This is a genomic window from Pseudomonas alkylphenolica (assembly GCF_004025535.1).
Taxonomy (GTDB): Bacteria; Pseudomonadota; Gammaproteobacteria; order Pseudomonadales; family Pseudomonadaceae; genus Aquipseudomonas; species Aquipseudomonas alkylphenolica_A.
The window spans coordinates 90,497-103,114 of sequence record NZ_QJRG01000034.1; the positions used below are offsets into that span (position 1 = coordinate 90,497).

The following is a 12,618-nucleotide window of genomic DNA, read 5'->3' on the forward strand; positions in this document are numbered from 1 at the left end:
ATTTTGTGAAGCTTGCGAAGCCTGCTAAGTGGATCCTCTGAAGGTCGCGAATGGGAACGTGACACCGATGTTGGTCACACCATCCAGAGCAAGCCGTTGAAAAACGCCGCCGTACTCTGGCGCAACGCCACGCTGTGCTCGAACTACCTGCGCGACATCGACGAAAACAGGATGATCGTAAGCTACACCTTGCCACTCTTTTGATTGGCGAACTTATGGAGGCATAGCAACGATCAAGCAAGATGACTTTCACTAAAAAGGGCCCAAATAGGGCCCTTCTCTTAGTACTCCATCCAAAATCACTTGGCTAACCATGACTCAACGGTCGCAGGGCCATACCAAGCCTTCCAGGACTGTTCCTACGCTGACACCTTTGATGTCTTAACCCTTCAATGCGATCCTCACTGACTCTGCGATAGATGTTGTAGGACGGCCAATCAGTTGGCTAAGTTGATGCCTGTCGTCAAACAGGGCCCCTTGAGCCGCTGCGGCATCAGAGTCCGCAAGTAGAGAAGCGAACCCCTCTGGCAGTCCCACACTCAATAATGCAGCCTTAAATTCATGCTGAGGCAGATCGCTGTAGACGATTGGCTTACCTGATTGAATGGCCACCTCCTGTGCTAACTCTGTCAGAGAATAGGATTCATCACCCGCAAGCTCATATGTTTGACCCGCATGTCCCTCAGTCGTCAGCACCACTGCAGCAGCCAGTGCATAGTCACCTCGAGCAGCGGAAGAAATGCGGCCATTGGAAGCACAACCCAGTATCGACCCATGCTCCAATGCGGACGGTAAGCTGGCGGTATAGTTTTCGTTATACCAACCGTTGCGAAGCAAAACGTATTTCAGTTTCGACGCACTCAATGCTTGCTCAGTATCCCGATGCTCGACAGCTAACTCCAAAGATGACTTTCCAGCATTCAGCACGCTTGTATAGGCGATGAGTTTGACCCCTGAGGTTTGAGCAGCATCAATGATCGCCCGATGCTGAGAAGCACGTTGACCGATTTCGCTGGATGAGATCAGCAACAAACGGTCGACCCCTTCGAGTGCCACCGCCAACGTTTTAGGCTTGCTGTAATCCGCCAAGCGAACGTTAACGCCTTTATCAGCCAAGTCCCGCGCTTTAATCGGATCACGAACCAGGGCGATCAAAGACTCCGGTCTGACTCGCGTCAATAGCTCAGCAATGACCAAGCGACCCAACTGCCCCGTTGCACCAGTGATAGCGATCATGAAAGCCCCTTGAGTATTGAATAAACAGAGTCCATCCTAGACCCCATACATACTTTTAGTAAGTACGCACAAAAAGGTAAGTGTGATGAGCAACGCTGAGCAATCTCCCACTCCTCTGTCAGTGAAAGCCCGCCGTGGCGATCTCCTTGACTCGGACTGCCCCTCCAGAGAAGTGCTGAAGCACATGACCAGTCGGTGGGGGGTTTTAGTATTGGTGATACTTCTAGGTGGAACACATCGCTTCAGCGAGCTGCGCCGTAAGATAGGGGGAGTCAGCGAGAAAATGCTTGCACAGACTCTTCAAGGGCTTGATGGGGATGGGCTCGTTAGTCGCGTTTCGCTGCCGGTGGTACCGCCACATGTGGAGTACAGCCTCACACCATTAGGGCAACAGGCAGCGCAACGAATGGAATCATTGGTGGACTGGATTGAAGAAACGCTGCCAGTGATCATGCAGCATAGACGCACTCATGCGGAGCCCTACTCATAACACCGGAATGATGTTCATCTCTTTACCGCTATTCAGTCCTTTTAGTCCCGCGCTGCACCTATTGCCCCCATAAGAATCACGATCTCTAAAGATGAAAGCGTTGAACAGAATCCTTCAACCCGGCGCCAAGACGCGCAAGATCGCGAATGGCGACTAAAGCACGAGATGCTTTGATACTGGATCGATCAGCCATCCCCCGAACTCTGGCAATATTGTCGTGAACAACATTAACTGCAGCACCTTGCTCCTCGGCTGCTGAAGCAATCTGCTGATTCATCGCCTGGATATCTGCCACGGAGGTATTTATTCCATCAAGTGCCTGACGGGCACTTTCTGCTTGTACAACGGCATCTGAGGTACGTTGATAACTTCTACTCATCAGACGTGCAGCACTTTCACTACCATCCTGAATAGCCACTACCAGCTCTGCGATTTCACTTGTGGATTGCTGTGTGCGTCTCGCTAAGGCGCGGACTTCATCCGCCACCACTGCAAACCCTCGTCCTTGCTCTCCTGCCCGTGCGGCCTCTATGGCTGCGTTCAATGCTAAAAGGTTCGTCTGATCAGCAACTGCTTTGATAACGTCGACCACTTGCCCGATACGCCCACTGCCCTGCTGTAGATATTTCATCGCCTGCCCCAATTCGCCCATATCCTGTGAGATGAGCTCAATTTGGCTTAAGACAATGCTGACCACTTGATTACCGTCACGGGCTTTGGTATCTGCGAGGGACGCTGTCACAGCAGCTAGCTCCGTACTTCGTGCGATTTCTTGAATCGTGACCACCATTTGGTTGATAGCCGTTGAAACTTGCTCCACCTCTGCCGTTTGAAGTTCAAGCTCGGACTGACCTTCAGCACTGTCTTGGGCTAACTGCAAAGACGCCTGAGCCAATTCCGCAGCGCCTTGGTTAATCTGACTTACCAGAGCCCGTAGCCCTCCCGACATCGCCTGTGTTGCACGCTGAAGCTGGCCAATTTCATCCCCTCGGGATGAATGAGAGATTTCGCAAAGATTACCTGCCTCGATTTGTTGGGCTTGATTGACCACTTCCTTGAGCCCGGATACAAGCTGACGAGAGATCAACCAGACAGCAATAACACTGACCAACATGGCTAATGATGACGTCACAGTTAGTAGAATATAAATTAGAGAAACGCTCGATACGCCAGCGTTCCTCAAACGTTCTTTAACTTCAATAATAGCTGTAGCTAACGCCTTGCTTCGCTCTGTAATGACTTGCTCCGCCTCAACCCATTTTTTTGCGCTTAATGCACTTTCGGGTAAAGCTGGCGGGACAACAGTCCGATCTAACTCTTTCAAAACAGATTTGTGCGCCTGCCATGCCTCGTTTATCTCGTTGAATTCACCACTATAGCCTTGACTGAGTTTATTTTTAACCACCCCTATTTCTTCATTCATTTCTTTGACTTGAGCATGCAAAAGATCCCGAGATTCTTTATCGCCGAACATAAAAAATCTGATCTCAGCACTACGAAGGTCAAGAGTTAGCTTTTCGATGCTCGTAGCGGCAAAATTCCCTTCAATCAAGCGTGAAAGCAAATAAGTCCCAAAGTAACCAGATGCAGTGCAGGTGAGACCTGTCAAAATCACCATCGAAAAACCAATAGCCAACTTCGACTGAACATTCAAGCCAGATAAAAAACTGCCGTGCTTACTCATCGGATACTCTTCTAATTATTTTATTATCGAGGCGCTTAGACAACTGACCCAATAGAAGTCTTAGCTATAGGAGCTGCAGTTGATCGTTGTAATTATTGAGGTTGGGCATAGGTAATATTTCGCGTTCTGCGATCAACTCCAAATTTTGTTTCCACTTCTCCATCACTCCTGCCCGCGCATCAGCATCGAGGTAAGGGATGTGAAACCCCAAGTATGGTTTCAAAACGTCAAAACCCACATAACCAAGCGACCCTTTCAGCAATGGCATGAGTAGCGTTTCGATATCATCGTGTACGCCTCGATTTCCAAACATAGCCTCTCGCCCACCTAAGGTTGCACAAACCAGCGCGCGTTTGCCGGACATCCCGCCTTGATTGAAAATTCTGCGACCGCCGTAAAAATGTCCCGATACGAAAACTCTATCCACCCACCCTTTTAAAATCGCGGGCATGGAAAACCAGTAGACGGGAAATGTCAGGATGAGCAGATCGCAACGGGTGACTTTATCCACCTCCGCCGCGATGTCTGCAGTGAGCTTTTCATTTTTGAACGCGCTGCGCTGCTCGAGTGCGTAAACCAGGTAGTCCGAATTAGCGCGTTCCTCGAAGTCCCTGCTACTGGCTACAGGGTTGAAGCTCATGGCGTAAAGGTCGGATGTCTCAACCTGATGCCCTGCTTGCTTGAAATGCTCTACCGCCGTGGCGTAAAGAGCCGAGGTGAAGGATTTTTGCTCGGGGTGAGCATGCACAATCAGCACATTCATGGTCATTTGCTCGACAGGAAAATCAGAGCATACGGCGACCGACGCCATCTCACCCAGTGGCGAAAATGACGCTGAATATGCAGAAACCGACAGTAGATTAAGGCGGTGTGGTGAGACGGAATTTTTTTCGATACGCGCCAGGAGTGAGCCCTAAACGCTCCCTGAACAGTCGGACGAATGAACTGTTGTCCAAGTACCCAACTGCCTCTGCAATGCTTTCGACCTGCAGCTCACTCGACTCCAGTAGTGACCTGGCAGCCTCTATCCTAAGGTTCTGAAGGTAATACAGAGGAGACTGACCCAGCACATTGTTGAATCGACGAATCAATGTGCGCTCACTCACCGCTAGCCTATCTGCCAGATCGGTAAGACGTACTCGGCCAGCGAAGTTTTCTTGCATGTATGTTTGGGCGCGCAGGACTAAGGCGTCTGAGTGTGTTTTGTGCGCTAGCAGCGGCACGTATGGAGTCTGTAACGTTTGGCTAACATCGATCAGCATGCTTTTCGCGCATAGCGCGGCGAGCGATGCACCAGAAAATTTCTCTATGAGCTTTATGGATTGCAGGTGATACGAAGAAAGTGCGCCTGCGCAAAGCAAACCGTCCACCTCTGTAAGAATGGTTTTCATTTGCAAATTAACACCTGGAAACCATGACCGAAATTGCTCCTCCAGCCACCAGGTCGTTGTGGCGACCCTACCTTCAAGAAGGCCGGTTTTGGCGAGGATAAAGGTACCAGTACATGTAGCAACCAGTAATGCACCGCTTTCCCACTGCGCTATCAACCAATCGTAGGTCTCCCCAAGAGTCTCCAACATTTCCATAAAAACTTTGTACCCTCGATAGTGATTGGCGGGGATGTATACAAAGTCAAAATGTTCATTGGCGTAAGGCTTGCGGGTACTCAAGGCAAGCCCGTTGCTGGCCATCACATCTCCGCCTTGGAGTGAAATAAAATCCCAGCTGTATCGAAAGCTGGCAGCTGCCGTGTGGGGTAAATGTGCGTTGGCTACCTGCAGAATGTCCACGACCCCGCCGAGGCTGGACATATAGCAGCCGTCGTAAAGCAAAATGGCAGCATGAGGCATATTGTCGTAATTCGCATAGAGAGTGGCTTTTTTTACACTACAGCGCTCTAGATCCGATTCATAGACTCATTGGGCGATCTTGCACCTTCACACTACCAGTGAGTCCCTCAATGCAAACTATCCCCTTGTCGTCTTTGCCTGCCCTCCTCCATGGCCACATCGGTCTGATTGATCACCAAGACGGTGTCCAGCCTGTAAGGTTTCCCCCTGCAATAGGCTTCATGCTAGATCCCCTAAACGCGCTTACTGCGACCATGACCTCTGGTATCCGATTACGATTGGTCACTAACAGCTCAAGCCTTGAACTGGTCACTCAGCAGACGCAGCTTTTCCTCACCGAGCCCGAGCAGTGGGCGAGAAATTTCGAGATCTACGTAGACGGAAATCTTTACCAGCAGACACCTGCGATCGGAGGTTCTTTTCTGACGCCAGGAGCCGCGCCCGAGGGAGAGTCACGAGCAGTGCTGGCATTCACAGGGCTAGGGAACCATCTCAAGCAAATAGAGATATGGTTTCCGCAATCGTCACTGCAAGTCATCGAACGCGTCCAAATTGACTCACATGCCACCTGGGAAACCTGGAAGGACGACAGACGTCACATACTGTTCCACGGCAGTTCGATTACGCATGGGATGGAAGCGCTTGGCGGTTCCGGCACATGGCCTGCGGTGGCCGGAAAACTCGCGGGGGTCAACGTTACAAACATGGGGTGGGCAGGTTCCTGCTTGCTTAGTGCGCTTGCGTCGAAAGTCATCGCACAGCAAACGATCGATGCTGCGGTGCTCGAGCTGGGCATCAACATCTGGGACGGAGGGGCACTCAATCAGAGAACTCTTAACGATTCTGTCCATGGAATGATCTCTATCATTCGAGACCGCTATCCGACCCTACCTATCGTCATCGTGTCTCCAATCTGCTCTCCTACACGAGAGACTGTAGGTGAAAATGGCGGGCTTTCCCTAGAGCAAATCCGGGCAGGATTGAAGAGCGCAGTCGATGCTCACGTCCTGCAAGGCGATCACCAAATCCAATACCAAGACGGCCTAGCCCTATTCGGGCTCGAAGATGCCAATTTACTCGTCGATGGTCTGCATCCAAACGCAGACGGCTATTGCTTGATTGGAGAGCGCTTTGCCGAGCTGCATCGAAATTTTCTGACCGTTGACTAATCGCCCGCCCTTGATCCGTTTGATAAAAATATTTACGCCTCGCCCTCCCAAAAGGTTGGTGCGTCACCGCCAACCTGATCGGTATCGTTATTTCCAGATGCCCTAAACGGCATAGCTCCAAAAGTTCGACCAACAACAATAAAGCTGGAAGACAGCACACCTGATTGGAGGAAGCATGTTTATCAAGAATGCTTGGTATTGCGCTGGTTGGGACTATCAAGTCTCACAAGGCAAGACTGCCCTTATTGCACGTAAAATCGCTGGCGAACGCGTGGTGCTTTATCGCAAGCTCAATGGTGATGTCGTGGCAATGGAAGACCGCTGCCCTCACCGACAAGCCGCTCTATCCATGGGATCGAAGGAAGGAGATGAACTTCGTTGCATGTATCACGGCCTGAAATTCGGAAGTGATGGCAAATGCACTGAAATCCCTGGTCAATCCAACATTCCAGAACGCGCCTGTGTGCGGGTATTTCCGGTAGTCGAAAAGGACAACTGGATCTGGGTATGGATGGGGGATCCCCTCAAAGCTGATCCAAGTCTGATCACGGATGCGGTCGGGCCAAGCCATCCGGATTACAACACTCGCCCTTGCTACATCCAAATTGACGCTGACTATCGCCTCGAGAATGCCAACCTGGCAGACCTTTCGCATAGCTCCTTCACTCACGACGCCACCATCGCAATGGGTTGGGCGCAGGCATTGGCCAAACCTCAGCACAAAGTCCTGCCTCGTGGCGTCAAGACTGATTACTGGGTACGGAATGTCCCTGTTCCAAAATTCGTCGAGCATATGTTCCCACCGGGATTCATGTGTGATGCGCATTTCGACATCACACAAACTGTGCCATGCAACTGGATTCTGCATTTCCGCGTATTCATGGCAGGCACAGCTACTGAAGGCGAGTCGGATGGCATGCTTGTTCTCGATTCTTGGAGCTGCCAAGCCATTACTCCGCGGGATGAGAGGTCTGTGGATTACTACTACTCCTGGGGTGTGAGCAAAGCCACTGACCGTCCTGGCTTGAGTGATCTCTTAAAAGAAGGACTGGATGAAGCCTTCCGAGAAGACAAAGCCATGCTTGAGGGACAGCAGAAGCGCATGGAAGAAAAGCCCAACTTCAAAACATTTGATATCGCAGCAGATGCTGGGCCAGGAAAAATGCTTTGGGTGTTGGACAAATTGATTAAAGAAGAAGCCTCTCAATCGGAGTCACTGATAGCGTCAATGGCTTGAGGTAACAACGTCACGAACCCGATTCAAGGGTTCGTGACCATTTACGATTTGAGAGATCGCCGTGATGACAGACAAACTCACTTTAAAGGTCACTGACATCCGCTGTGAAGCTAAAGATGTCATGGTTTTGGAACTCAAACACCCCGATGGTAAGGATCTGCCGCCCTTCACTGCCGGCGCGCATCTCGAGATCTACCTCCAGGGAAATCTGATCCGTCACTACTCGCTATGCAACGACCCGGCCGAGAGGGGCCGCTACTGCATTGGTGTGGGCTTGGCAAAGGAAAGTCGAGGTGGATCCGAGTACATCCACCGCTCAGTGCGTGTTGGAATGTCAATCCAATGCAGTGCCCCACGCAACAACTTCCCAATGGACTCATCAGCTATCGAGCATGTATTCATTGCCGGCGGAATAGGTGTAACGCCAATTATGGCGATGATCAAAACCTGTATCCGCGAGGGGAAGAAATGGCGTCTGTTGTACTGTACTCGCAATCGTCAGCGAACCGCGTTTTACGAAGAGCTCAAAGCTCTGGCCCCTGACAGTTGTCACTTTCATTTTGACGACGAACAGACCGACTTCTTTCAACCAACTGAAGCTTTGATTGATATCGACCCTCAAGCTCATATCTATTGCTGCGGCCCAATGCCGTTGATGAAAGCGGTTGAGGCTGCCGAATCGAAAAGAGATCCTTCTCACGTACATTTCGAGTGGTTCACAGCCGCTGCGGTAGACACAGCTCAAGACAAACCCTTCAAAGTCATCCTGCGCTCAGGTGCGGAGTTCGAAGTGCCTACAGGCAAAAGCATCCTGGATGTCCTTGAGGAGCGCGATGAAGGCGTGCCTTATTCCTGCCGGGAAGGGCTTTGCGCGACCTGTAGGACAGGAGTGATCTCAGGTGTGCCTGATCATCGAGACAGCGTGCTGTCCAAAGCCGAGCGCGACTCCAACTCATGCATGATGATCTGCGTATCCCGAGCTTTAACCGAAACGCTACAACTGGATTTGTGACTAAACGAGCAGGCCGCGCTCTTTCGCGGCCCTCACTGCGAGCTTGCGTCGCCTGACACCCAATTTTTCGAAGATTCTCTGCCAATACCACTTCACTGTACTTTCTGTCAGCCCAAGTGCTTGAGCCACCTCTTGGGCTGCGAGGCTATGAGCGGTGAGCCTGATAATTTCCAGCTCGCGTTCTGATAGGCTTTCCAAACGAATGCTCGGCACGGCAGCAGGTACTACCCGAGGGATTTCCATGCCTGAACCGAAGGCTTTAAGTACAGCTTTCAAACGGGACAACCAAGGGACATCAATAGCTGGATTAGATTGAAGGAGGTCTTGCAGCACGGCGCAGATCTCCTCTCCTTCATCGAGAAAAATTCGATCGAAGCTCCCATCAGCGTGAACCAACGCTTCAATAAGAACCCTTCTCGCCGCAGGCACATCACCTGATCGCCAAAACAACCTGGTCAGAAGCACGGAAACTCGTAAAAAAGATAGAACGCAGTGCCGCTCCAAAGTCCAGGCAGCCCATCGACGGAGCAATTTTATGGCTTCCGTACCCCTCCCCGTTTCCAACGCGACCCTTGAGAAGGCAATTGCAATCAACTCCCGACGACTGTCCACACACCCCTCGGGGTTCAGAGAGCGTAAGGTTCGATACTCTGGATGGCTTTCAAGCAGATGTTGCGCCTGATGGATGTGACCTTGCTCGATGTACAAATGGGTGCGCAAGGCCAACACATTAACTTGTAATCTGGGCAGCTCAAAACGCTCCGCCAAATCATCAGCAGCGTCTAATGCTTCGTGGGCATCCGTGAAGTTTTGGTTCGTTCTGGCAAGCCTTGCGACCGTGAGCTGACGGGCGATGATGGAGTCTAATAGACCGAACTCTAATGGCTGTGCAATCACGCCACGAAGCAAAATAGCAGCCTCGTCCAACCGATTCTCGCAATAGAGAAGCATGGCCAGCTGAGCGCAAGCCATGGCGGCAAGCGCAGAAGTCTCACCCTGAATTCGTATAGCCGTATCGAGTGCACCTCGGAAAAAACGCTCAGCCGCTGTAACGTCCCCCCTCTCCAAGAAAATACTGCCAGCTACAGCGTCCAGAAACACGATGCCAAATTTCGCACCTGCGTCATTGAAAAGCTTGCGAAGTACCTCGGTCTCAGCGGGAGAAGCATCACAAATAAATCGATCCCTGCGACACATCCACAACGCCACTCTGCATGATGCCTCCATATAGGGGTCTTGATGAGAGTAGGAATCGAGCCACTCAAGCGAAGTACGCTCCGCATCCTTAAGCTTATCCGTGAACGCTTGAAGCATGCCTTGGCGGTGCAATGACTTCATTTGCAACTGGTGTGTCTCAAGATCCTTAGGGCTTTCAGTGGAGAGTTCCGATGCTGACAACGACAGGCGTCGCTGCGCCTCATGCAATAGTTCACGTGCTTCGTGGAACCGCCATCGGATGACACTATCCCATACCAATTCCAGCTGAAGCCGGGGCAGTTTTTGTAGTTCAGCTTCGTCCAGCTGGTCTGCCAGAGATTGCAGCATTGCCGTTTGCCCACTGGCAAACAACTCTGAGCATGCCGACTCGAGCAAGGAACCTGCCCAAGACTGATCATTGATAGCAAAGGCCTGCTCAATCGCCTCGACAATACGGCCATGAGCCGCTAGCCAAGTACCAGCCCTTCTGCGGTATCCCTCAACGGACTCAGGTGAACGCTCCACCAAAACGCGGCGAAGCAAGTCGCCAAATAGATGATGATATCGATACCAGGTGCGCTCCCTATCCAGTCTCAGCAGAAACAGATTTTTTGCCTCGGCTTGCTCTATTAAATGCACAGCGTCAGTGGAAGGAAGCACCGCATTGACCAACTCAGCACTCATTGATTTCAGCACAGAAGTGCCCAGCAAAAAGCGCTGCATTTGCGTAGATTGTTTTGCCAAAACCTCCTCAACCAGGAAATCGGCAATGTCTTTATCCGCACCGGAAAACCGAGAAATAAAGACATCGGGGTCACGCGCGGACTCCATAGCGATCGAGACCATCTGCAAGCTGGCTGGCCACCCTTCTGTCTTTTTATAGAGCAAAGTAATCTGCTCGTCGGAAAGCCCCAACGATGCGGATTGCCTCATGAAGTCCCTGACTTCGTCGGCTGAAAATGCCACCGCATCAGCCTCCAATTCGCAGAGTCGACCGCGCGCGCGCAAACGGGCCAATGGCAGTTGCGGCACCTCACGTGAGGCAATTACAAACTTAAGATTTGGATGTTCGCAGATAATTACCGCACTGAGGAATTCTAGGGCCGGGCCTTCGGAAAGCAGATGAAGGTCATCAAGAAATACATGGACGACACTCTGCTGAGATGACAACCACTCAAGCAACTCCTCTGCCAGGAATTGAACATCGACACCTACCCCCATTCCCTGATGACTACCTGGTGAGGTAGCCGGTTCACCGCCCTCAACGCGAAAGCCGGATTGACCGATAGCGGCAGTCAAATGAGTGGCAAATCTGACAATGTCGTTATCGTAGGTGTCCAGGCTAAGCCAGCAAGCGCTTTTCCCAGCGCCGATCAGCCGATGATATACGGATGTCATCAGACTACTTTTTCCGTAACCTGCCGGCGCGGAGATTAGGGTCACCTGCTTGTCGATTTGCTCAAGCAGTCTACGTTGCAAGCTATCGCGCCCGATAAGGCCAGCTCGCTGAGAGGGAGGATCAATCTTGTTTCGTATCACACGCCCGATAGCGAGAGATTTGCTCATGGCAGACTGCCCAAAACCTGATGTGCTCTCTCAGATTGGTCAATCCGCGCGCTTAGCTTGCGGCTGCAAGCACGATGAGAGCCATCCATGTATGCGCCCTTTTCTTTTTTGTAGTTTGTTGGCAATGGGATGTAACCAGTCTACACAGGGTGCCCACTGCTAACCACCTGCTGCGTGAGCTTGTGAGCACCACCGCCAATGCTCTAAAGGACGCAGCAGCACATATACGTTCGAATATCAGGTCAGCACGGTCAGGAAGCTCTCGCGTGGGGTATTGTCGTGAGCGAACGTTGCCTGGCCCAGCTCGGACGTGTCCCAAACAAGCGTAGGAACATCGGGATAGTAGACATAACCGCCCGTGAAAACCTCGTTCCGATTACCGGACGGATCAAAAAAGTACACCGTGGCACCGCGAGTCACTCCATGACGTGTTGGGCCTACGTCGATAGGAATACGATTGCGCCCCATCCAGTCTGCTGCGTGATATACGTCGCTGACTGACTCCAATAAAAAGGACACATGGTGGAGCATGTTTGGCTCGGGCTGCAGAACGAAAGCAACGTCGTGCGGTTTTGTGGAGCAAGAGAAGAAAACCGCCATCACCGCGTTGGTTTCGTGATGGATCAGTTTTTCGCTGATCCCCATTTCGAAAACCTTGTGGAACAGCTCAATGTTTTTATCGAGATCAGTACCACCTAACAGACAATGGTCTAGTCGAACTGGGCGCATGCCCCGAATGACGCCTTCCTCAGGTATAACGCCTGGGTTCCTATAACCCAGTGTGTTACCCAACTGTTCTTTTTCGGCGTACAACTGCATCGTATGCCCACTTGGCAAAACGAACTGAATACGTCGGCCGCTTTTCGGATATACACCGGCCTCGATACGCTCAATCGACAGGCCGAAATTACGCACCTTGTCTTCAAGATCTACTAGCGCAGCCTCATCCGAAACCTTGAATGCAAAATAATCAATGCCTGGAGAGTCAGCCTGCCGCAGAATCAGGCTGTGATGATCGTGTTCATCCCAAGCCTTGTAATAAACCTGCCCCAGGTCATCCTCCATGACCTCAATCAGACCAATGCAGCGCCCATAGTGATCACGTGCAGCGTCCATATCCATGACACGCAGCGCGACCTCTCCTACTCTAAGCAAACCCTTCATGGCCATTGCAACC

At 51.4% G+C, this 12,618-nt stretch carries 10 protein-coding genes and 2 pseudogenes; 5 read left to right on the forward strand and 7 right to left on the reverse strand.

The genetic code is table 11. From position 1 onward, the window contains the following. Positions 1–33 precede the first annotated feature (33 nt). Positions 34–204: pseudogene (locus DM813_RS04390) on the forward strand (OprD family outer membrane porin); the annotation flags it as partial. Positions 205–381: 177 nt separating this feature from the next. Here the strand turns inward: DM813_RS04390 and DM813_RS04395 are convergent. After that, complete coding sequence (locus DM813_RS04395) at positions 382–1,236, reverse strand: SDR family oxidoreductase (RefSeq protein WP_128322215.1); 855 nt, start codon at positions 1,234–1,236, stop codon at positions 382–384. An 85-nt stretch (positions 1,237–1,321) separates the two neighbouring features. Between DM813_RS04395 and DM813_RS04400 the strand changes: the two genes are divergently transcribed. Next, entirely contained in the window at positions 1,322–1,726 is a 405-nt protein-coding gene (locus DM813_RS04400; RefSeq protein WP_128322216.1) for a winged helix-turn-helix transcriptional regulator, read from the forward strand. Positions 1,727–1,811: 85 nt separating this feature from the next. Here the strand turns inward: DM813_RS04400 and DM813_RS28915 are convergent, their stop codons facing one another. From DM813_RS28915 to DM813_RS04415, 4 genes and pseudogenes are all read right to left on the reverse strand, one after another. Beyond that, positions 1,812–2,675: a methyl-accepting chemotaxis protein gene (locus DM813_RS28915; protein WP_431311929.1), complete on the reverse strand. Its 864-nt coding sequence runs from the start codon at positions 2,673–2,675 to the stop codon at positions 1,812–1,814. Further along, a pseudogene (locus tag DM813_RS28920) lies at positions 2,670–3,410 on the reverse strand (hypothetical protein); the annotation flags it as partial. The gene DM813_RS28915 and the pseudogene DM813_RS28920, both read right to left, overlap by 6 nt. A 64-nt stretch (positions 3,411–3,474) precedes the next feature. Next, a complete protein-coding gene (locus DM813_RS04410) occupies positions 3,475–4,173 on the reverse strand; it encodes an NAD(P)H-dependent oxidoreductase (RefSeq protein ID WP_128322218.1) in 699 nt (232 codons plus the stop codon). 97 nt (positions 4,174–4,270) lie between these two features. Then, a complete protein-coding gene (locus DM813_RS04415) occupies positions 4,271–5,221 on the reverse strand; it encodes a GlxA family transcriptional regulator (protein WP_241653134.1) in 951 nt (316 codons plus the stop codon). 149 nt (positions 5,222–5,370) lie between these two features. Here DM813_RS04415 and DM813_RS04420 point away from each other — a divergent pair, with 149 nt between their 5' ends. The 3 genes from DM813_RS04420 to DM813_RS04430 all read left to right on the forward strand — a co-directional run bounded on the left by DM813_RS04420 (position 5,371) and on the right by DM813_RS04430 (position 8,678). After that, on the forward strand, positions 5,371–6,429 hold the full coding sequence (locus DM813_RS04420; RefSeq protein ID WP_128322220.1) for an SGNH/GDSL hydrolase family protein: 1,059 nt from the start codon (positions 5,371–5,373) through the stop codon (positions 6,427–6,429). A gap of 175 nt (positions 6,430–6,604) precedes the next feature. Beyond that, complete coding sequence (locus DM813_RS04425) at positions 6,605–7,666, forward strand: aromatic ring-hydroxylating dioxygenase subunit alpha (protein ID WP_128322221.1); 1,062 nt, start codon at positions 6,605–6,607, stop codon at positions 7,664–7,666. Positions 7,667–7,730: 64 nt separating this feature from the next. After that, positions 7,731–8,678 (forward strand): PDR/VanB family oxidoreductase, encoded by a 948-nt coding sequence (locus DM813_RS04430; protein ID WP_128322222.1) that lies wholly within the window; start codon positions 7,731–7,733, stop codon positions 8,676–8,678. On the opposite strand, the gene DM813_RS04435 is transcribed toward DM813_RS04430, so the two are convergent. After that, positions 8,679–11,441: a LuxR C-terminal-related transcriptional regulator gene (locus DM813_RS04435; RefSeq protein ID WP_128322223.1), complete on the reverse strand. Its 2,763-nt coding sequence runs from the start codon at positions 11,439–11,441 to the stop codon at positions 8,679–8,681. A 237-nt stretch (positions 11,442–11,678) separates the two neighbouring features. Beyond that, positions 11,679–12,611: a catechol 2,3-dioxygenase gene (locus DM813_RS04440; RefSeq protein WP_128322224.1), complete on the reverse strand. Its 933-nt coding sequence runs from the start codon at positions 12,609–12,611 to the stop codon at positions 11,679–11,681. Between the last annotated feature and the right edge of the window lie 7 nt (positions 12,612–12,618).